Consider the following 21212-nt stretch of genomic DNA (forward strand, 5'->3'; position numbering starts at 1 on the left):
GGTGGCTCAGAGTTCGAGCGGCGAATTCTCGTCCGCGATGAGCGCGCTCAGCAGGCCGCGGCGGGTGTTCTCGGTGTGCAGGCTGATCGCCTCGCGCGCCGCGGCGCCGTCGCGGGCGCGCAGCGCGGCGACGATACGGCTGTGGTCTTCCTGCGTTTCGGGGGTCACGTCGCGGATCGTCGCGCCCATGTGGAAGAGCCGCGTGCATTCCTCGAGATAGCCGGTGATCAGCGCGTGCAGCCGCGGCACCCGCGCGCCGAGGGCGATGGCGGCGTGGAAGCGGTTGTTGGCGGCGACGAACTCGAGCACCGGCAGGCTCTTGTCCTGCCCGTAGGTCTGGTGCGACAGGGTCTCGAGGTCGTCGAGCTCCTCGTCGGTCATGCGCAGCGCGGCCAGCTCCGCCGCCACCGCCTCCAGCGCCTTGCGCACGGTGAAGATGTCGGTGATGTCCTTCACGGTGACCGGGGTCACCCGGTAGCCGCGCCGGGGAAAGGCCTCGACCAGCCCCTCGAGCGTGAGCCGGGCCAGCGCCTCGCGCACCGGCGTCTTGCTCATCGACAGCCGCGCCGCCAGCTCCTGCTCGCCGATGTCGGTGCCCGGGCGCAGCGCGCAGGTGATGATCTCCTCGCGCAGCCGGGCATAGGCCTGATCGGTGAGCGAGACCGCCTTGCCGCGCTCGCTCGCGGGTTTCTGCATTTTCGTCATGCCTGCTCCCTGTGGTCCCGTACGGCCCCTGCCATGCGCTGCAGTGCCTCGTCCAGCAGCTCCGGCGTGCAACCGTAGTTGAGCCGTGCCCAGCCTTCCAGACCTGACCCGAAGTCCGTGCCGCCGCTCAGGGCAACCCGGGCGCGATCGAGGAAGAACTCCGCCGCGGGGACCGGCAGGCCGAGCGCGCGGAAGTCGATCCAGGCGAGGAACCCGGCCTCGGGGGGCAGCATCCGGGCACCGGGGATCAGCCCGGGAAGGCGCGCGGCCAGCAGGTCGCGGTTGCCCTCAAGACGCGCGCGGACGGCGTCGCGCCAGTCCGCGCAGCTCTCGTAGGCCGCGCTCATCCCGGCAAGGCCGAGCACGTTCACGCTGTCGACCATGCCGCGTTTCGCGCCCTCGAAGCGGGCGCGCATCGCGGCGTCGGGAACGATGGCAAAGGCGGTCTTGAGCCCCGGCACGTTCCAGGTCTTGGAGGCGGCCATCAGCGTCACCGAGCGCGCGGCGATCTCGGGCGAGAGCGAGGCGGCGGGGATGTGGCGGCGCCCGTCCAGCACCAGCCCGCAATGGATCTCGTCGGAGATCAGCACCATGTCGTGGCGCAGGCAGAGCTCGGTGCGGAATTCCAGCTCGGCGCGGGTGTAGACCCGGCCGGTGGGGTTCTGCGGGTTGCACAGCAGCAGCGCGTCCGAGGCGCGGGCGGCCGCTTCCATCTCCTCCGCGTCGCTGGTCCAGCGCCCATCCTCGGGGCGCTGCCAGATCTCGTTGAGGGTCAGGCCCCAGTGCCCCGGCGCGGCGCGCAGCGGGGCATAGACCGGAAGCTCCTCCAGCAAGCCGCCGCCGGGCGAGGTGAAGGCCGACAGCGCCATGTTGAACCCGCCCTCGACCCCGGGCAGGAAGACCAGCCACTCGGGCTCGATCCGCCAGCCGTGGTCACGCAGCATCGCCCGGACCAGCACCTCGCGCTGCGCCTCGGTGGCCCGGCCGTAGCCGAGCACGCCATGGTCGAGCCGCGCCCGGATCGCCTCGGCGATGCGCGGATCGGCGGCGAAATCCATGTCGGCCACCCAGAGCGGCAGCACGTCCGCATCGTAGCGGCGCCACTTGTTGCTGTCGGTGCCGCGCCGGTCCGGCGCTGTCAGCGTCGTCATCACAGCCCCCGGATCATCCCGCCATCGACCCGGATCATCGAGCCGGTGACGTAGGCCGCCTGCGCCGAGCAGAGGAAGGTGACCACCGCGCCGAACTCCTCTGGGGTGCCGTAGCGGCCCGCGGGGATGGTCTTGCGGCTGGCCTCCTGCACCGCCTCGAGCGAGGCGCCGGACTTGTCGGCCTTGATCCCGTCGAGCTGCGCCAGCCGGTCGGTCGCAATCCGGCCCGGCAGCACCATGTTCACCGTCACCCCATGCGGCGCGACCTCCTCGGCGAGGGTCTTCGACCAGCCCGCCACCGCGCCGCGCACGCCGTTCGAGAGCGCGAGGTTCGGGATCGGCTGCACGATGCCCGACGAGCCGATGGTGACCACCCGGCCCCAGCCCTGCGCGATCATGCCGGGCAGCGCCGCGTCGGTGATCGCGAAGATCGGCGTGGCCATGGCCTCGAAGGCCGCGGCCCAAGCCGCCGTGCTCTGGCCCTTGGCGGGGCCCGCGGCGGGGCCGCCGCAGTTGTTGACCAGGATGTCGAGCTGCTCGGCGAGCCGCGCGATCAGCGCCGCGACCGCGCCCGCGTCGGAAAGATCGAGCGCCAGACCCTCCATGCCCTCCGCCGGGGCCGCGCCGCTGCGCGAGGCGGCGATCACATGTGCGCCCTCGGCGGCCAGCAGCGCCGCGCTCGCGGCACCGAGCCCGCGGCTCGCGCCGAGCACCAGCGCGGTCCTGCCCTTCAGTCCCAGATCCATCAGTTCAGCTCCTTCAACCGTTTCTCCTGCCGGGCGAGCAGGCGCTCGACCTCGGCGATGGCCGCGGGCGCGAGCCCCGCGCCCGGCGCGCGCAGCGCCGCCGAGCCGATGGCGCCGCGTTTCGCCAGCACGTATTTGCGCACCGCCAGCCCCGCGCCCGGCTGCTGCTCGTAGCGCACGAGCGGCAGGTAGGCGTCGAAGATGTCCTGCGCCCGGTCCATATCGCCCGCGCCGGCGAGGCGCACAACCTCCGCCAGCATCTCGGGAAAGCCGAAGCCGGTCATCGCGCCGTCGGCGCCGCGGGCCATTTCCTCGGGCAGGAACACCCCGCCGTTGCCGCAGAGGATCGAGATGCGGCGGCGGCCCTCGGCCTCGGCCTGGCGGAGTTTCGTGATCTTGGCGAGGCCCGGCCAGTCCTCGTGCTTGAGCATGACGACCTGCGGCACGTCGTCGATGATCCGGCCCAGCACCTCGTCCGAAATCTGCACGCCGGTGGCCAGCGGGAAATCCTGCAGCACGATCGGCACGTCGTCCCCGAGCGTGCGGGCGACCTGGCCGAAATAGGCGTGGATCTGCGGGTCGGTCTTCAGCGAGCCGGGCGTCGTGACCATGCAGCCCGCCGCGCCCATGTCCATCACGGCGCGGCCAAGCTCGCCGATGGCGGCGAGGCCGGGGGCCGAGACGCCGACCACCACGGGCTTGCCGGCGGCGCGCCGGATCACCCGCTCGGCGACGGCGCGGCTCTCGGCCTGCGTCAGCTTCGGCGCCTCGCCCATCATGCCGAGGATGGTGAGCCCGTCGGCGCCCTTTTCGAAGTAGAAATCGGTCACCCGGTCGAGGCTGTCCCAGTCGATCGCACCGGTCTCGGTGAAGGGCGTGACGGAGATGACGTAGACGCCGCGGGCGTCGGAGGTGAGCAGGGTCATTGGACGTGTCCTTGATCGGCGAACCAGCCGGTCGCGCCCCGCGCGACGTAGCGGCCGCTGCCGGGGGTGTTGAGAATGTCCGCGCCGTCCCAGACCGGGGCGCCGCGCAGGTAGGTGGCGGCGACGCGCACGCTGAACGTGTCGCCGTGGAAGGGGGACCATTTCAGCCCGTCGAGCGCGCCGGCCTCGTCGTAGACGAAGGCGCCCTGCTCTAGCACGGCGAAATCCGCGTCCCGGCCCGGGGTGATGGCGCCCTTGCCGTCGAGGCCGAAGAAGCGCGCCGGGCGGGCGCAGAGCTGCTCGGCGGCGAGCCGCGCGGCGTCGAGCCCGCGCGCCTCGGCAAGGGTGTAGAAGAGCGGCAGCAGGGTCTGCAGCCCCGGCACGCCGGCGCCCGCGTCGAAGATCGAGGCGGTCAGCTTGTTGTCGATCGGCCAGCTCGAGTGGTCCGAGGAGGTGAAGGCGACCTGACCCGTCTCGATCGCCTGCCAGAGCCCCTCGACCCGCCCGGCGCGGATCGGCGGGTTGACCTTCATCCGCGCGCCGAGCCGTTCACCGTCTTCGGCGGCATCGAGGCAGAGGTAGTGCACGCAGGTCTCGCCGGTGGCGCGGGCGCCGAGCCCGGCGAAGGCGGCGACCTGTGCGAACCCCTCGGCCCCGGTGAGGTGCACCGGGTGGGCATGGGCGCCGCTCGCCTGCGCCAGCGCGAGGAACTGCGCGGTGGCGGCAAGCTCGGCGGCCATGGGGCGCGCCTCGGCATGGGCCTCGATGCCGTCACGCCCGGCGGCGCGGGCCTCGGCCATGCGGGCGCGGACGATCTCCTGGTCCTCGTTGTGCAGGCCGAGCGGCACGTCCGTCTCGGCCAGCACCTCCATCATGTCGAGCATGAGATCGGCGCCGATGCGCGGGAAGCGGGTCGGGCTGCTTTCGAAGGAGGAGATCTTGAAGGCGCAGACGCCGCCCTCGATCAGCGCGCGCATCTCGGCGGTGCCGGTCTCGCGCGTGGCGGTGCCGTAGAGCGCCATGTCGGCATGGGCGTGCTCGGCGATTGCGGCGGTCTTCTCGGCGAGGCGCTCGGGCCGGTCGAGCGGCAGCGGGTTGTCATAGGGCATGTCGACGAGCGTGGTCACCCCGCCCGCCAGCGCGCCGCGGGTGGTTTCGGCGATGCCCGCCATGCCCTTGGCGCTGGTGGCATGGGTCTGGCCGTCGACCACGCCGGGCAGGATCAGCGCCGCGCCATGGTCGATGGTCTTCGCTGCGGCGGGGGCGTCCGCGCCCCGGCCGGTGGCGATGATGCGGCCGCCCTCGACCGCGACCCAGCCGTTTTCCAGCGTGGCCCCGGGCGTGACGATCGTGCCGCGAAGGAGAAGGTCCATGTCAGGCTCCGGTCTTTGCGAATGCGTGGTAGTCGAGGTCCAGCGCCGTCACCGCGGCGGCGACGGCAGCCTGCACCGGGTCGATCACCGGCAGGCTGATCGCGGCCTGCAGCGCGGCGCGGTGCAGGCCCATTCCGGCGCAGCCGAGGATGATCACCTCGGCGCCGTCGCGGTCGCGCAGCGCCTCGGCGGTGGCGCGGATCTTCGGCAGGCTTTCCGGGCGGTTGCCCTCGGCGACGGTCATCGAGATCTCGCGGTCGCCGGCGAGGCGGGACAGCAGGCCGAGGTCCTCGATCCGTGCGGCGTGGCGAGCGATGGAGGAGGGCCCGAGCGAGATCACCCCGAAGCGCTGCCCGAGTTGCAGCGCGGCGTAGTAGGCTGCCTCGGCGATGCCGATCACCGGGCGGCCGGGAAGGGCGGCGCGGGTGCGCGGGACGCCGGGATCCGAGAAGCAGGCGATGACGATGGCGTCGGCCCCGGCGGTGGCCGCCATGTCGTGGCTGATGAAGAGGTAGGAGAGGCCGAGATCGGCCTGCAGCTCCATCATCAGGTTCACCACCTGCGCCTTGATCGTCACGTCGAGCGCCGAGACGCTCTCGTCCGCCACGATCAGCCGCGGCTTCAGCCCGAGCGCGCGGGCGATCGAGATGCGCTGGCGCTGGCCGCCGGAGAATTCATGCGGCCAGCGGCATGGCGGCTCGCGCGGCGAGCCGACCGCGGTCGAGCAGCGCGGCCACGCGGTCGGTCATCTCGGACCCCTTGTGCGAGCCGAAATTGGCAGCATCAGGCTCGTGCACCACCATCGGCTCGGCGATGGCCTCGCCGACGCGCATCCGCGGGTTGAGCGAGCTGAACGGGTCCTGGAAGATCATCTGCATCTCGCGCCGCGCGTCGCGCAGCATGTTCGGCCCAAGCCCCATCACGTCGACGCCGTCGAGCACCACCCTGCCCTTGATCGGCTCGACGAGGCGCAGGATCGAGCGCCCGCAGGTCGACTTGCCGCAGCCGGATTCGCCGACGAGGCTCAGCGTCTGGCCCTTGTTGACGGTGAAGCTCACGTCCTCGACCGCATGCACGTTCGACACGGTCTGGCGGAAGAAGCCGCCCTTCACCGGGAAGCGCGTGGTCAGCCCCTCGACCTGCAGCAGCGGCGTGTCGGTGCCGGGGATCGGCATGATCTCGTCCTGCTCGCGGCCCAGAAGGCGCATCGGCTCGGGCAGCGGCTTGCCGCGCATCTCGCCGAGCCGCGGCGCGGCGGCGAGCAGGCGGCGGGTGTACTCGGTGCGCGGGGCGGCGAAGACCTGCTCGGTCGCGCCTTCCTCGAGCAGCTTCGAGCGGTACATGACCACGGTGCGCTCGGCGATCTCGGCCACCACGCCCATGTCGTGGGTGATGAACATCACCGAGGTGCCGGTCTCGCGCTTGAGCCGGTCCATCAGCGCGAGGATCTGCGCCTGGATGGTCACGTCGAGCGCGGTGGTCGGCTCGTCGGCGATGAGCAGGCGCGGCGCGCAGGCGAGGGCGGTGGCGATCATCACCCGCTGCAGCATGCCGCCCGACATCTCGTGCGGGTATGGAAGATCATCGCGATGTCGTTGCCGCGGATCCGCTCCATCTGACGTTCGGGCAGGTCCAGCAGCTCCTTGCCCTCGAACTGGACCGAGCCACTGGCGCGGGCGAGCCCCTCGGGCAGCAGCCCCATGACCGAAAGCGCGGTGACGCTCTTGCGGCGCTCCACGGCAGGGTCTGCCGCGGCGGCGCGCAGCGCCTCGACCGAGCTGCGTGCGGCCGAGCGGTTGTGCACCGGGTTGAGCGAGGTCATCGGCGGCGCGCTCGATCCCGGGGGCCGTGGATGCCGAGGCCTATACCGATTTCGCCGCCCCCGCCGCGCCCGAGCTTGGCCAGCGTCCGCTGCCGCGGATCGAGGCGCTGCAGGCGGCGGCGCGGCGCTGGGGGATCACGACGGATCGGACCGTGGTACTTTATGATGCCGAGCGCGCGATGACTGCCGCGCGGGCCTGGTGGGTGCTTCGATGGGCGGGCCTTCCCGACGTGCGGGTGCTTGATGGCGGGCTTGATGCCTGGGTGAAGGCGGGGTTCGAAACAGCGGGTTACGCCCATGAAAACAAGGTGTCTGACGTGATCCTCGCACCCGGTCATATGCCGGAACTCGATGCCGCCGCCGCGATGGCGCTGGCGTCCGAGGGCGTGTTGCTCGACGCGCGAATCCGGCCCAACTACATCGGCGGCCCGCAGGAGGGTGGCGATCCCGGGCGCGGCCATATCCCCGGCGCGCTGAGCGCCCCGGCACCCGACAACTTCACCGACGAGGGCCCGCTCACCAACGGCGCCACGCTGGCCGAGATGTACCGCGGGCTCGGCGTGACCGGCGAGAGGCCGGTCGGGGTCTACTGCGGGGCGGGCATGTCGGCGGCGGTGACGGTGCTCGCCCTCGCCTCGATCGGGGTCGAGGCGGCGATGTACCCGGGCTCCTGGTCGCAATATGTCGCCGACCCCGACCATCCGGTGCGGCGGGGGCCGTTCCCCTGACGGGCGACAATTTCCGCGCCGGTTGACGCGGATGCCCAATCCTTGGGCAGGACGCGGATCCGGGGGACGGAAAATGCGTGGAATCGGCGCTCTGTCTCAAAACAAATATTGCACGAGATATATCACGAGGCCCAAAGTCCGACGGCAACCCGCGACTCGGTCGCGCAACAAGGGCCGCGGCCCGATCCAACACAGGAGCGAAAGATGAAACTGACGCGCAGATTGTTCGGGGTCCTCTCCGGCGCGGCGCTGGCGCTGGGGACGGTGCCGCTCACCGCCCAGAAGGCGGCGGCGCAGGAAGCCTCGACGCTGGTGATCGCGGTCCCCTCGGACGCGGTCGGGCTCGAGCCGGGGATCAACAAGGCCGAGCCGATCGGCTCGGAGATCATCCTCAACGTCTTCGACACGCTGGTCGCCTGGAAGGCGCCGGACTTCGCGGAGCTCGAGGGGCGCCTTGCTACCGACTGGACCGTCTCCGAGGACGGAAAGACCTTCGACTTCACCCTGCGCGACGGCGTCACCTTCCATGACGGCACGCCGTTCAACGCCGAGGCGGTGAAGTTCTCGATTGAGCGCACCGCCGGGATGAACCCCTATGTCGAGGCAACGCTGGGCCTGATCGAGAGCATCGAGACCCCGTCCGAGACCGAGGTGGTGTTCACCCTGTCGCGTCCCTATCCCGCCTTCCTGTCGATCCTCGCGCAGCCGCAGTCGGCCATCGTGAGCCCGGCGGCGGTCGAGAAGTTCGGCGACGAGTTCGCCACCAACCCGGTCGGCACCGGCCCGTTCAAGTTCCGCGCCTACCAGGCCGACACCCGCGTGGTGCTCGACGCCAACCCCGACTACTTCCGCGGCGCGCCGAAGCTCGAGCGGCTGATCTACACGGTCATCCCCGAGGCCTCGACCCGGCGCCTCGAGCTGGAGAATGGCGGCGTCGACATCATCCAGCAGGCGGGCCAGCTTTCCGCCGTGCCCTCCGAGGAGATGGCGGCCTTCGCCGGCAACCCCGACATCCAGATCCTCGAGAGCCCGTCGCAGATCATCCGCCAGCTCGAGTTCAACAACTCGCTGACCGAGGGGCCCTTTGCCGACGTGCGCGTGCGCCGCGCCATCGCCATGGCGATCGACTATGACGGGCTGCTCTCGGGCGTCTTCGACGGCACCGCCGAGCGCGTCTACGGCCCGCTCACCTCGAACAGCTGGGCCTTCGATCCGGCGGTGAAGGATCTCGCGCCGCAGTACGATCCCGAGGGCGCCAAGGCGCTGCTCGAGGAGGCCGGCGTCGATCCGGCGGATCTGTCGGTCAAGCTCTACAGCTTCCAGGGCGCGCTCTGGGGCGCGGTGGCGACCTTCGTGCAGGCCAACCTCGCCGAGATCGGCGTCAACGTCGAGATCGCGCAGACCGAGTTCCCCTCCTACCGCGCGCTGCACGTGGCGGGCGAATGGCAGATGGCGCTCGACGGCCGCCAGCCCTGGTACAACGACCCCGACGCGCATGTGACCATCGGCTACCTGTCGTCGCTGAAGGACAGCGCAATGACCTTCCGCATGCCGGAGAACGCCGAGCTCGACGCCAAGATCCTCGCGGCGCAGGGAGAGGCCGACATGGACAAGCGCAAGGCGCTCTACTCCGAGATCCAGAAGGAGATCGTGGCAGAGGTGCCGGGTGCCTACCTCTTCAGCCCCAAGCTGATCGTCTTCGCCCGTTCGAACGTCGATGGCCTGGTGGTCAACAGCGCGCCGCCGCTCAACGAGTACTGGAGCGTGTCGAAGAACTGATCTTCGCCCCCTGCTGACACTGGCACCGGCCCGGACCCCGCCGTCCGGGCCGGTGCCCCCCTCTCTGACCGGACCCACCGATGTTTGCCTTCCTCGTGCGGCGCCTGCTGTCGCTCATCCCCGTTCTCGCGCTGGTGCTGGTGATCGTGTTCTCGCTGGTGCGGCTGATCCCCGGCGATCCGGCCACCACCCTTCTCGGACCCGGCGCCACCGACAGCCAGATCGCCGCGCTGCGCGCGCAGCTCAACCTTGACGAGCCCGCGCTGCTGCAGCTCTGGCACTACGTGGCCGGGCTGGCGCAGGGCGACCTTGGCGTCTCGCTGAAATCGGGGCAGCCGGTGCTGGGCGAGATCCTGCTGCGCCTGCCCGCGACGCTGGAGATCTCGATCGCCGCCGTGCTCGTCGCCATCCTCGTCGGCACGCCGATCGGCGTGCTCTCGGCGACCCGGCCGAACTCGGGCTTCGATCACGGGGTGCGCATCCTGTCGCTGACCGGCGTGTCGATGCCCGCCTTCCTGCTGGCGCTGCTGCTTCAGCTGATCTTCGCCACATGGCTCGGCTGGCTGCCGGTTTCGGGGCGGATGTCGAGCTATCTCTTCATCGACAACGTCACGGGCTTCGCCATCATCGACGGCTGGCTCTCGGGCGAGGAGGGCGCGGTGCAGAGCGCGCTGCTGCACATGATCCTGCCGGTCACCGTGCTGGCCGCCTTCCTTGCCGCCACGCTCGGCCGCTTCGTGCGCGCCACCATGCTCGAGACGCTGGGCGAGGATTACGTGCGCACCGCCCGCGCCAAGGGGCTGAGCCGGCGCGAGGTGATCTACGGCCACGCACTGCGCACCTCGCTGCTGCCCGCGATCACCGTGGTCGGCCTCAAGTTCGCCGAGATGCTGGGCGGCGCGATCCTGACCGAGACGATCTTCAGCTGGCCCGGCATCGGGCGGTTCATGTTCGAGGCGATCCGCAACCGCGACTACCCGGTGATCCAGGGCGCGACGCTGGTCTTCGCGCTGCTCTTCATGCTGACCTCGCTGCTGGTCGACATCCTCTATGCCGTGCTGGACCCGCGCGTCCGCCGCAAGATGCGCTGACGGGGGCGCCGCCATGAAAGACCTCATCCATTTCCTGCGCCGCAACACGCTCGCCATGGTCGGCGCGGGCATCCTCGGGGCGCTGCTGCTGGCGGTGCTCGTCGGGCCGCTGCTGGTGCAATCGCCGACCGCCATCGACATGGGCGCCAAGCTGCTGCCGCCGGGGCCGGGCCACTGGCTCGGGACCGACAGCTTCGGGCGCGACATGCTCTCGCGGCTGGTGCACGGCGGGCGTTACACGCTGGCCATCGGCATCCTCGTGGTGGGCATCGCCTTTGTCATCGGCGTGTTCTTCGGGGTGATCGCGGGCTTCACCGGCGGCTGGCTCGACACGGTGATCATGCGCATCGTCGATGCCATGCTCTCCTTCCCGGCGCTGGTGCTGGCCATCGCGCTCGCCGCCGCCTTCGGGCCGAGCCTCGAGAACGCCATGGTCGCGGTCGCCATCACCATGGCGCCGCAGTTCGCCCGGGTGGCCCGCAGCCAGGCGCTGGCGGTCTCGTCGCGGCTCTACGTCGACGCGGCCCATGCGCTCGGCCTGCCGCAGCGGCGGATCCTGCTGCGCTACGTGCTGGTCAACGCCATCGGCCCGCTGCTGGTGCAGGCCTCGCTCAACGTCGGCAGCGCCATCCTGCAGACCGCCAGCCTCGGCTTTCTCGGCCTCGGGGCGCAGCCGCCGATGCCGGAATGGGGCGCCGACGTCTCGGCCAACCTCGCCTTCGCGCGCTCCAGCCCCTGGACCGCGCTCGGCCCGGGCTTCGCCATCCTGCTGGCGGTGCTCTCCTTCAACCTGATCGGCGACGCGCTGGCCGACTGGTTCAACCCCCGCCGCCGGAGCCAGATCGGATGAGCCTTCCTTCCGTCCCGACCATCGCGCTCGAGAAGATCGACTTCCTGCCGCCCGACCGGGTGACCGACGATTGCAGCGTGCTGACACTGAAGTCGCTGGTGCTCGAGCCGATGCTGCGCTGGCAGGATGGCGAGATCCGCCCCGGCCTCTTCGCCGAATGGGCGCTGGATGCCAGCGGCTGCCGCTGGAGCCTGCGCATCCCCGCCGGCAAGGCTTTTCACGACGGTACGCCGGTGCGCGCCGAGCACGCGGCCGAGTTCATCACCCGCATCCTCGACTCGCGCGACATGTTCGGCATGCCCTGGTCCTACGCCCGCTACCTTGCCGGCGCAGGGATCAGTGCCGAGGGGCAGGTGCTGACCATCGAGACGCCGAAACCCTTCCCCGACCTGCCCGAAATCCTCTCGGAGTTCTACCTGCCGAGGATGGACGCCGAGGGACGCCCGGTGATCGGCACCGGGCCCTGGCAGGTGGAGGCCTTCACCGCCGGCCGCGAGGTGCTGCTGCACCGGCGCGCCGATGCGCGGCGGCTGCGTTTCGTCGCCATGCCCCATGCCGAGGACCGGCTCGCCGCGCTGCGCGCGGGCGAGGTGCAGGCCGCGACCCACATGGAGCGGCTCGAGGTCTCGCGGCGCGGCATCGACGGCTTCGGCTGGCAGGAGCAGACCAGCACGCTCTCGGTCATGGCCTACCTCAACGGCTTTTCCGGTGCCTTCGCCGACCCGCACGCGCGGCTCGCCGCCAACCTCGCGCTCGACCGCGCCCGGCTGGCCGGCGAGGTGATGGGCGGGCTCGCGGTTCCGTCGGACACTATCGTCAGCCCCTGGCACTTCGGCCATGCCGAAGCGGGGCTCTCGCCGCTGCGCTTCGACCCTGACGAGGCGCGGCGCGTGCTGGCGCTTTCGCAGGGCCCGCGCGAGGTGGTGCTGCGCAGCCCGACCTACATGCCCGAGCGTGCCCCCGAGGTCGCGCGCTTCATGGCCGAGGCGTGGAATGCCGTCGGTTTCGAGACCCGCGTCGAGATCGCCGAGGACCGTCCGCAATACGCCCGCGACATCGGTGAGAAACGGATGGGCGACGCCGCCATCTTCGACAGCTCGCCGCACAGCAGCTTCCGGGTGCTCGACGACAAGATCTCCGGGCTCAGCCGCGCGGTCTGGTGGCAGGGCGTGAGCGATCCCGAGGTCGATGCCGGCTTCGATGCTGCGCGCCACCTGACCGACACCGCGGCCCGCGCCGGGGCCTATGGCGGCCTGCTGCGCCGCCTGCATGAGGCGCCGCCCTGGGCCTATCTCTTCCACCCCGTGCTCTGCCTTGCGCATGATCCCGCGCTGCGGGGGCTGAGCCTCGATCACAAGGGCATCCTGCGCATCGCCTGAGCGCCGCCCGCCGACAGACAGACAGGAAAGGACCCCGATCATGCTCAAGGAATGCGCGATCACCTTCTACTACTACGAGGACATCCACGCGGTGGCCCCCTTCTACGAGGAGGTTCTGGGCTTCGAGCTGGTGCTCGACCAGGGGCTGGCGCGGATCTACCGCATCGCTGGCAACGCCTATTTCGGCATCGTCGACGGCAACAAGGGGCACCTCAGGCACCAGCCGCAAAGCGCGGCGCTGCTCACCGTCGTGTCCGAGGACGTGCCGGGCTGGCACGCGAAGATGACAGAGGCGGGCGTCACGGGGCTCTCGGAGATCCTGCGCGGCACCTATTGCGAGCATTTCTTCTTCGAGGATCCGGCGGGCTACGCCATCGAGATCCAGCGTTTCCACAACCCGGACGTGGCAAAGCTCTTCAAATGACCGCACGTCCGATCCTGCCCCGCCTCGTCGGTTTCACCCACGAGGACCGCGCCGCCAAGGGCCTGCGGGCCTTTGCCGAGGGCGCCGAGCCCGAGGTGGCGGTGCAGTTCACCGCGCCCGAGATGGTCTCGATGCACCGCGCGCAGCTGCTGCACGCGCCGCGCGGCGGCGGCAAGACCACGCTGGCCCGGTTCCTCTGCGCCGCGCTGACGGATCAGCGCACCAGGGATCACGATGGCGCCCCCGAGGCGCTCTGCCGCCCGGCGATCCGCAATCCCGAGGGGCTCTCGCTGCCGCAGGTCTGGGAGGCGGGCGCGCCGCTGCCAGTGCTCTCCGCGCCGGGGCAGGGCAGTGCGGCGCTGGCCGAGGCCCGCACCTCCGAGGGCCCGGTGCTGCTGGTCCTCGACGGGCTCGAGCGCGAGGCGGACGCTTCGGCGCTCGTGCAGGAGGCCATGGGCTGGCTCGCGGATACCCCCGGAGCGCGGCTGCTGATCCTCTGCGAGAGCGGCGCGCTCGAGAGCATCCGCCTGCACCCCGATCTGCGCGCCCATGCGCTCCTGCCCCTGCCTGCGCCCGAACGCGCGGCGGCACTGGCCGGGGAGCGTGACCCCTGCACTGAGACTTGGGTCGAGCCCGGTCTCTGGGCGCTCTCGCTCGCCGAGGGCCGGGCGCTGTCGCTGCCCGAGGCCGCGGCGCTCCCGGTGGCCGAGGACTGGCTGCAGGAGGCGCGCGACGCCGCCGCGCTGGACGCGCTGCCGCCCGCCGCGATCGCGGGCCGCGCCGCGCTGGAGCCGGACCGCTGGGCGGGACCGCTGCGCCTGCTGGTGGCCCAGCGGGGCGCGGATGCGCCGCTCGCCGCCGCGCTGGCCGCGGCCGGTCCGCTGCCGCTGCTGCTCGCCGCCGCCGATCTCACCCCGGCCGGAGGCGCCGAGGCGCCGGTCATCGCCGCCGCGCTCGCCCGGGCCATCGGGGCCGGTGGGGCGGCGCCCGCGTTGCGCCGCCGCGCCGGGGCGGCGCTGGCCCGGCTCGGCGATCCTCGCGCGCTCGACACGCTCGTGGAGGTGCCCGCCGGGGGCTACGAGATGGGCGGCGACCTGCACCCGAACTCCGCCCCCTCGCATTCCGTCACGCTGCCCGCCTTCCGCATCGGCGCCTACCCGGTCACCTGCGGCGCCTACCTGCGGTTCGTCGAGGCCACCGGACGGGACTGGCTCTCGGCCAATGGCCGCGCGCCGGAGCGGGCGAGCCACCCGGCCACCGACCTCACCTGGCACGACGCCCGCGCCTATTGCGCCTGGCTCACCGAGGGCTGGCGCGCCGAGGGCCGCATCGCCGCGGGCGAGACCGTGCGCCTGCCGACCGAGCGCGAATGGGAAGCCGCGGCGCGCGGTGCCGGGGGGCTGGCCTATCCCTGGGGACGGGAGTGGGCGCCGGAACACGCCAATGACGAGGAAACCGGTTTCAACGACATCTGCACGGTCGGCCTCTTCCCCGAGGGCGCCTCGCCCTTCGGCTGCCTCGACATGGCCGGGCAGGCCTGGGAATGGTGCACGACGCTCTGGGGCAGCGACATGACCGCGCCCGGCTTCGCCTTCCCCTGGGCCGATGACGGGCGCGAGGCGCTCGACGCCGCCCCCGACGTCCGCCGGGTGCTGCGCGGCGGCTGCTTCTCGTCGGGGCGGCTCAAGGCCAACGGCATCTACCGCGGCAGCCTCGAGCCGAACGGCTTCTGGCGCGGCAACGGGTTCCGGGTGGTGGTTGGCTGAGGGGGTGCGCGCTAGGTGCCCGTCGCAGAACGCCCGGACATTCGGAGGTCTCCGGGCGGCGGGCGAGGTCAGCGACGTGACTGGCGCGCGAGGGCCTGCTGAGCGGCCTGCGCCAAGCGCAGGCTTCTCGGCGTCCGTGGCCATGATGCCGGGTGGGTCAGGGCAGGTCCGAAAGGCAAGGCGTCGAAGGCCTGCATCCCGGCCCGGAAGAAGCGAAAGGCCACGGCTCGGGATTTGCGTCCACTTCCGACGACCGGACGCCGGCATTCAGGGCAAAGAGGCAGACCCATCCGGGACATGACGACCGTATCAGCGGCGCACCGGAAGGATCAGGTCCTTTCGATATGGTACTGCTTCATCTTCCGGTACAGCGTCGGGCGCGAAATCCCGAGGACGGAGGCGGCCTTGGTCAGGTTGCCGTTCTCGGCGACCAGCGTCCTGCGGATCGCGTTTGCCTCGATGCTTTCCAGGTCGCCGTAATTGCCCTTGAGAATGGTGCCGAGGCCATCGGCGTCGTGATCCTCGAAATCCTCCTGGATTTCCGGTGGAAGATCCTTGACCCGGACGACATTCCCCGATCCGACGAGATGCACCCGTTGCACCACGTTGCGCAGCTCGCGGACGTTGCCGGGCCACTGGTAGGCGGCAAGACGCAGCAGCGCCTCCTGGCTGAAGGCAAGTTTCGGGCGCCCGAGCTCCTCGGCGCAGAGCGTCGAGAAATGTTCGATCAGCGTCAGGAGGTCGTCGCCGCGTTGCCGAAGGGGCGGGACCTCGATGGACACGACGCTGATGCGGTAGAAGAGATCCCGGCGGAACGTGCCACGCTCGATCTCCCGGCGAAGATCCCGGTTGGTCATGGCCACGAGGCGCACGTCGACGGGGCGTCGCTGGCTGTCGCCCATCCGATAAATGGCCCGCTGCTCCAGCGCGCGCAGAAGGTAGGGCTGCAGCTCGATCGGCATGTCCCCGATCTCGTCGAGGCAGAGAACGCCGCCGTCCGCCTGTTCGAACTTTCCGGCCCGCCCGCCACGCGCGGCGCCGGTGAAGGCGCCCTCGACATAGCCGAAGAGTTCCGCGCCGATCAGCTCGTTCGAGATGGCGGCGCAGTTGACCGGCACGTAGGGCGTCTCGTCCCCGGACATCCGGCTGTGGATGAGCCGCGCGAAGAGTTCCTTTCCGACCCCGGTCTCGCCCTGGATCAGCACCGAGACATTGGCCCGCGCGGCGCGCTCGGCAAGCTCGATGGCCTCGAGCATGGCGGGCGACGTGCCGACGATGTCGATATGGCGCTCCGAGACGTTGCGCCGCGGCTTGAGCCTGCGCGCCTCGGAGATCAGCGCGCCGGAGGTCCGCTGGCTCTTGAGAAAGAGCGCGGCGCCGCGCGAGACTCCCTCGGAGGACAGCATCTCCAGCGCCTGCGCCTCGATGCTCGGCGGCAGGAATTTCTGCAGGTCCTTTTCCGAGATGCTGCTCAGCTGCGGCAGCAGCTTGTAGCCGACGGCGAGATCCGCGATCGGCCGGTGGGTGGGCTCGTCGAGCCCCTTTCGGAAGAGAATGCGCCCGCTGCAATCGAGAAGCAGGACGCTGTTGTCCATGCGGCTGTAATCCGAGAGCAGGAAGGCCTCGAGAAGCTGCGTGCGCTCCAGCCGCTGCTGCTCGGCCAGCGCGATCTCGATCTCGCGCGCGGCGGCGAGCACGAGCGCGATGTTGTGCTGGCGGAATATGTGCGGCGGGCCGGAAAGATCCACGACGCCGATGACCGACTGGCTGAACGGGTCGCGGATCGGCACTCCGGCGCAGGTCCATGCCTGCACGCCCTCGGCAAAATGTTCCGCCGCATGAACATAAGTCGGGGTGCCGGTCTTGAGCGCGGTGCCGATGCCATTGGTCCCTACGGCCTTCTCGGTCCAGTCGCCGCCGATCTCGAGGTGGATGTCCTGGCCTTCGTCCAGCACCATCTCGTCGCCGATGGCGTCGATGATGATGCCCTGGTCGTCGGCAAGGATCAGTATGGTCCGCGCCTCGCGCAGATGCGGTTCGAGCCGCCGGAACGCCGCCGAGGCTGCCTGACGGAGCGCCGCATTGCGCTCGCGCCGGAGGAACATCTCGTTCTCGTCGGTGATCTTGCGCGAGCGCTGGATGCCGGCGTCCACGCCCAGCTCGAGGCTGCGCTGCCACGAAGCGAGGATCTCGCGCCGCACCTGTGGCGGCGCCCCCTCGGGCTGACTTACGGCGGCGACAAAGCTTTCCCACGCCGCCCGTGTTTCACGTTCCGAATACACCGGCTCTCCCTCCGGAATTCGGCCCTTTTCATTGCTTGCTTTGAAGTAGCTCGCTCGCGACATGGTCTGGGGCAATTTCACGTTCTGTTGTTGGCGTTATCCGTCCTCGCCGCCCTGCCCATCGAACTCGGCCTTCCCTAACCCCAGGTGTTCCGTCAGCGCCCTTGCCAGGTCGTCTTCGGAGAAGTCCCGGGATATTTCGGCACCTTCGAGGTGGCCAATAGCGGCACGTATCTCGTCGTCTATGGGAGAAAGAAAGCCGTTTTCGCGCGTCGCCAGGACAAGGCGCCGGGAGATGAAATTGCCCCGGATCTCGCCCAGCATCTGCAGTTGTCGCCCGCTCGCCCTGTCCGCGAGGACAACCCGGTTGTTCAGGCTGACCTTCACGTAGGGCTCGGGCCGGTCGTCGCGCACGGGCGCCTTCAGGTCGTGAATGAGCAGACCGTCCGGCGTGGGCTGGTCCCTGCGCCGCGCCTCCTCCTGGCGCATCCGCGTGAAACCCCCGTTGCTGATCTGGTCGGCAAGCCTGCGGATTGTCCCGGCATTTTCTGAAAGAAGCTTGCGCGCACGAACGTCTTCGAGACGCGGGCCTTCGCGCTTCGAAAAAATATCCAATTGTCTTCCTCCCGAGCAGAAAGTTATCAGGTCGGCCGAAACAAGGCTACGACATTTTGTCGCGGTCTGGTGCGTCTTTGGTCGCGGTCGCGCCTTGTTCCATTGGCCATTCGACGGAGTGTGGAGGGGTGCGTCCGCGCGGCGAACCGGGCTCCTGCGCATCCCCCCACGGTTCATTTTCAGAGCCCGGTTCGGGCAAGATCGAACCGGTCGGCCTCCATGACCTTGGCCCATGCGCGGACGAAATCCTGCACGAAGAGGCTCTCGTTGGCAGGGCTGGCATAAACCTCGGCCAAAGCCCGAAGCTGCGAGTTCGAGCCGAAGACGAGGTCGGCGCGCGTGGCCGTCCACCTGACCGCCCCGGTCGCCCGGTCGCGCCCGGTGAAGAGGCGCTCGTCGTCGCCGGGAGTCCAGACCGTTCCCATGTCGAGGACCGAGGTGAAGAAGTCGGGGCCGAGCGTGCCCGGCCGCTGCGTCAGCACCCCGTGTCCGGTGCCGCCGTGCACGGCTCCCAGCGCCCGCATCCCGCCCAGCAGCGCGGTCATCTCGGGCGCGCCGAGCCCGAGAAGCTGCGCCTTGTCGACCAGCATCACCTCTGCCGGGACGGCCTGTCCACGCGCCTCGTAGTTGCGGAAGCCGTCGGCTGCGGGCTCCATCGGTGCAAAGGACTCGGCGTCGGTCTGTTCGGGGCGCGCGTCGGTGCGCCCCGGGGCGAAGGAAACGCTGACGGCATGGCCGCCGGCGCTGGCCGCGGCCTCGATGGCCGCGTTGCCGGCGAGCACGATGAGGTCCGCCAGCGAGACCTTCTTACCGCCCGCGGCAGCCGCGTTGAACGTGGCCTGAATGGCTTCGAGCCGTGCGAGAACCCTTGCCAGCATGTCGGGTTCGTTCACCTCCCAGTGGTTCTGCGGCGCGAGGCGCAGGCGGGCGCCATTTGCCCCGCCGCGCTTGTCCGAGCCGCGGAAGGTCGAGGCCGAGGCCCAGGCGGTCAGCACCAGCTCGGCCGTGGTCAGCCCGGATTGCAGGATCTGCGTCTTGAGCGCGGCGACGTCGCCCGCGTCGATCAAGGGGTGGTCAACCGGCGGGACGGGGTCCTGCCAGATCAGCTCTTCGGCCGGGACCTCCTTGCCGAGATAGCGGACCTTCGGCCCCATGTCGCGGTGGGTGAGCTTGAACCAGGCGCGGGCGAAGGCCTCGGCGAACGCATCGGGGTTCTCGTGGAACCGCCGGGAGATCGGCCCGTAGACCGGGTCCAGCCGCATGGCCATGTCGGCGGTGGTCATCATGATCGGCACGCGCTTGCCCGAGCCGTCCACCTCGGGCGCGTGGTCGGCCTCCTTCAGCTCCTTCGCGTGCCAGATGTGCGCCCCGGCCGGAGATTTCGTGAGCTCCCAGTCGTAGCCGAAAAGTACGTCGAAATAGCCCATGTCCCAGCGCGTCGGATGCGCGGTCCAGGCGCCCTCGATGCCGGAGGTGGTGGTGTCGACGCCCATGCCCGAGAGGTGACGGTTCTGCCAGCCGAGCCCCATGGCCTCGATCGGCGCGCCCTCGGGCTCGGCGCCGACGAGGGCGGGATCACCGGCGCCATGTGCCTTGCCGAAGGTGTGCCCGCCCGCCACGAGCGCTACGGTCTCCTCGTCGTTCATCGCCATGCGGGCAAAGGTCTCGCGGATGTCGCGGCCCGAGGCGATCGGGTCGGGCGTGCCGTTCGGCCCCTCGGGATTGACGTAGATGAGCCCCATCTGCACCGCGGCCAGCGGCGCGGCCAGCTCGCGGTCACCCGAGTAGCGCGCGTCCCCCAGCCACTCGGTCTCGGCGCCCCAGTAGATGTCCTCCTCGGGGGCCCAGACATCCTCGCGCCCGCCGCCGAAGCCGAAGGTGCGCCCGCCCATGCTCTCGATCGCGACATTGCCGGCAAGGATCATCAGGTCCGCCCAGCTGAGCGCATTGCCGTATTTCGCCTTCACCGGCCACAGCAGGCGGCGCGCCTTGTCGAGGTTGCCGTTGTCCGGCCAGGAGTTCAGCGGCGCAAAGCGCTGCGTGCCCGAGGACGCGCCGCCGCGCCCGTCCGCCGTGCGGTAGGTGCCGGCGCTGTGCCACGCCATGCGGATGAAGAACGGCCCGTAATGGCCGTAGTCGGCGGGCCACCACGGCTGGCTGTCGGTCATCAGCGCGGTGAGGTCGGCCTTGACCGCGTCGAGATCGAGCGCCCTGAACGCCTCGGCATAGACGAAGCCGTCGGGCATCGGGTCCGAGGCCGGCGCGTTCTGGTGCAGGATCGCAAGGTTCAGCTGGTTGGGCCACCATTCCCGGTTGCCCTGTCCGGCAACATTGGTGGCGCGGTGCATGACCGGGCATCGCCCTTCCGCGGCGATCTTGTTTCCGTCCATGTCTTGTCTCCCTCGTGTCTCGTGTCGGTTTCGGTGCAGGCGCCGTTCTGGCGCGGGCGCACGGCCGGAGGGCGGGACCGGCCGCGCGCCGCTGTGCCTTCGGGCTCCGTCAGGGGACGATGACGCCCCGCCCGGTGAAGCGCCGGTGCTTGAAGTCGTCGATGGCCTGGTTGATGTTGGCGAGCTTGTATTCGGTCTGGTGCATCTTGACCTTGCCGTCGGCGTTCAGCTCCATCAGCTCGACCAGCTCGATGTAGTCGCCGACGAGGCTGCCGCCGATCTTGATCTCGTTCACCACGAACTCGAGCGTCGGGATCTCGATCTTGGCGCCGTAGCCCACGACGATCAGCTCGCCGCCCTGCCGGAGCAGCTTCCAGCAGATGTTCTCGACCCCGAGCTCGCCGACGAAGTCGATCACCACATGCGCGCCGCCGCCGGTGATGTCCTTGACCTGCTGGATCAGGTCCGGCCCGCCGTCGAGCACCACGTCCGCCCCAAGCTCCTTGGCAAGCACCTGCGCCGCCGGTTCCCGGTCGACCGCGATGACCCGCCCGCCGCTCATGTGCTTGAGACATTGCAGCGCGATGTGGCCGAGGCCGCCGATGCCGAGAAGCACGGTCCAGGCGCCGGGATAGGTGAGCTTTGCCGCCTTCTTCGCCGCCCGGTAGGCGGTGATCCCGGCGTCGGCCATCGGCGCGACGTCGAGCGGGGTTATGCCGGTGTTGAGCTTGATCACCGAGCTTTCGGAGGTCTTGAAATACTCGGCAAAGCCGCCGTCGAGCCCGAGCCCCGGAAAGAGGCCATGCTCGCAGTACATGTCGTGCCCGTAGCGGCAGTTGAGGCAGATGCCGCAGCTTCGGTGCGGGTGAACGATGACCGCGTCGCCCGGCTTGACCGAGGTCACGGCGCTGCCCACGTCCTCGATCCAGCCGGCGTTCTCGTGCCCGAGGATATAGGGCAGGAGCGTGCCGCTGCCGTCCATGATGTCCTTCCAGACACCTTCGATGATGTGCAGGTCGGTGCGGCAGAGGCCCGCGGCGCCGACCTTCACGATCACCTCGTTGGGCGCCGTGATTGTCGGTGGCGGCACATCCTCGATCTTGAGCTCGACGTTCATCGCGGGGTCGTATTCGTAAAGTCTCGCAGCCTTCATGGTGTGGCTCCTGGTGGGGTGACGGGCCGCCA

17 protein-coding genes and 1 pseudogene are annotated in these 21212 nt (G+C 70.2%); 7 read left to right on the forward strand and 11 right to left on the reverse strand.

Annotated elements, in window-relative coordinates; translation table 11 throughout:
• Nucleotides 1-6 precede the first annotated feature (6 nt).
• The 7 genes and pseudogenes from PVT71_RS28210 to PVT71_RS28240 all read right to left on the reverse strand — a co-directional run bounded on the left by PVT71_RS28210 (nt 7) and on the right by PVT71_RS28240 (nt 6723).
• A complete protein-coding gene (locus tag PVT71_RS28210; RefSeq protein ID WP_353476671.1) occupies nt 7-705 on the reverse strand; it encodes a GntR family transcriptional regulator in 699 nt (232 codons plus the stop codon).
• Entirely contained in the window at nt 702-1856 is a 1155-nt protein-coding gene (locus PVT71_RS28215) for a PatB family C-S lyase (protein WP_353476672.1), read from the reverse strand. Before PVT71_RS28215 ends, PVT71_RS28210 begins: the two co-directional genes overlap by 4 nt.
• Nucleotides 1856-2602: an SDR family oxidoreductase gene (locus PVT71_RS28220; RefSeq protein ID WP_353476673.1), complete on the reverse strand. Its 747-nt coding sequence runs from the start codon at nt 2600-2602 to the stop codon at nt 1856-1858. Before PVT71_RS28220 ends, PVT71_RS28215 begins: the two co-directional genes overlap by 1 nt.
• Nucleotides 2602-3528 (reverse strand): dihydrodipicolinate synthase family protein, encoded by a 927-nt coding sequence (locus tag PVT71_RS28225; protein WP_353476674.1) that lies wholly within the window; start codon nt 3526-3528, stop codon nt 2602-2604. Before PVT71_RS28225 ends, PVT71_RS28220 begins: the two co-directional genes overlap by 1 nt.
• Nucleotides 3525-4901 (reverse strand): dihydroorotase family protein, encoded by a 1377-nt coding sequence (locus PVT71_RS28230; protein ID WP_353476675.1) that lies wholly within the window; start codon nt 4899-4901, stop codon nt 3525-3527. Before PVT71_RS28230 ends, PVT71_RS28225 begins: the two co-directional genes overlap by 4 nt.
• Nucleotide 4902: 1 nt before the next feature.
• Nucleotides 4903-6475 (reverse strand): annotated as a pseudogene (locus PVT71_RS28235) (aspartate/glutamate racemase family protein); the annotation flags it as partial.
• On the reverse strand, nt 6436-6723 hold the full coding sequence (locus PVT71_RS28240) for a hypothetical protein (RefSeq protein ID WP_353476676.1): 288 nt from the start codon (nt 6721-6723) through the stop codon (nt 6436-6438). The gene PVT71_RS28240 and the pseudogene PVT71_RS28235, both read right to left, overlap by 40 nt.
• A gap of 14 nt (nt 6724-6737) precedes the next feature.
• Here PVT71_RS28240 and PVT71_RS28245 point away from each other — a divergent pair, with 14 nt between their 5' ends.
• The 7 genes from PVT71_RS28245 to PVT71_RS28275 all read left to right on the forward strand — a co-directional run bounded on the left by PVT71_RS28245 (nt 6738) and on the right by PVT71_RS28275 (nt 14740).
• Nucleotides 6738-7451: a rhodanese-like domain-containing protein gene (locus tag PVT71_RS28245; RefSeq protein ID WP_353476710.1), complete on the forward strand. Its 714-nt coding sequence runs from the start codon at nt 6738-6740 to the stop codon at nt 7449-7451.
• Between the two features lie 204 nt (nt 7452-7655).
• A complete protein-coding gene (locus PVT71_RS28250; protein ID WP_353476677.1) occupies nt 7656-9230 on the forward strand; it encodes an ABC transporter substrate-binding protein in 1575 nt (524 codons plus the stop codon).
• 80 nt (nt 9231-9310) lie between these two features.
• Nucleotides 9311-10321, forward strand: coding sequence for an ABC transporter permease (locus PVT71_RS28255; protein WP_353476678.1), 1011 nt, complete (start codon nt 9311-9313; stop codon nt 10319-10321).
• A 13-nt stretch (nt 10322-10334) separates the two neighbouring features.
• Entirely contained in the window at nt 10335-11171 is an 837-nt protein-coding gene (locus PVT71_RS28260) for an ABC transporter permease (protein ID WP_353476679.1), read from the forward strand.
• On the forward strand, nt 11168-12550 hold the full coding sequence (locus tag PVT71_RS28265; protein WP_353476680.1) for an ABC transporter substrate-binding protein: 1383 nt from the start codon (nt 11168-11170) through the stop codon (nt 12548-12550). Before PVT71_RS28260 ends, PVT71_RS28265 begins: the two co-directional genes overlap by 4 nt.
• A 40-nt stretch (nt 12551-12590) precedes the next feature.
• A complete protein-coding gene (locus PVT71_RS28270; RefSeq protein ID WP_353476681.1) occupies nt 12591-12974 on the forward strand; it encodes a VOC family protein in 384 nt (127 codons plus the stop codon).
• Nucleotides 12971-14740: an SUMF1/EgtB/PvdO family nonheme iron enzyme gene (locus PVT71_RS28275; protein ID WP_353476682.1), complete on the forward strand. Its 1770-nt coding sequence runs from the start codon at nt 12971-12973 to the stop codon at nt 14738-14740. Before PVT71_RS28270 ends, PVT71_RS28275 begins: the two co-directional genes overlap by 4 nt.
• Nucleotides 14741-15069: 329 nt before the next feature.
• Here PVT71_RS28275 and PVT71_RS28280 read toward each other — a convergent pair whose 3' ends face one another.
• The 4 genes from PVT71_RS28280 to PVT71_RS28295 form a co-directional block, all read right to left on the reverse strand.
• Nucleotides 15070-17022, reverse strand: coding sequence for a sigma-54-dependent Fis family transcriptional regulator (locus PVT71_RS28280; RefSeq protein ID WP_353476683.1), 1953 nt, complete (start codon nt 17020-17022; stop codon nt 15070-15072).
• Nucleotides 17023-17118: 96 nt separating this feature from the next.
• Nucleotides 17119-17637 (reverse strand): hypothetical protein, encoded by a 519-nt coding sequence (locus PVT71_RS28285; RefSeq protein WP_353476684.1) that lies wholly within the window; start codon nt 17635-17637, stop codon nt 17119-17121.
• A gap of 179 nt (nt 17638-17816) precedes the next feature.
• Nucleotides 17817-20027 carry a catalase/peroxidase HPI gene (katG, locus tag PVT71_RS28290; RefSeq protein ID WP_353476685.1) on the reverse strand — a complete coding sequence of 737 codons (2211 nt, stop codon included), beginning with the start codon at nt 20025-20027 and terminating at the stop codon, nt 17817-17819.
• A gap of 109 nt (nt 20028-20136) precedes the next feature.
• Nucleotides 20137-21180: an NAD(P)-dependent alcohol dehydrogenase gene (locus PVT71_RS28295; protein WP_353476686.1), complete on the reverse strand. Its 1044-nt coding sequence runs from the start codon at nt 21178-21180 to the stop codon at nt 20137-20139.
• Nucleotides 21181-21212 lie beyond the last annotated feature (32 nt).

It is taken from the genome of Salipiger sp. H15, assembly GCF_040409955.1.
Lineage (GTDB): Bacteria > Pseudomonadota > Alphaproteobacteria > Rhodobacterales > Rhodobacteraceae > Salipiger.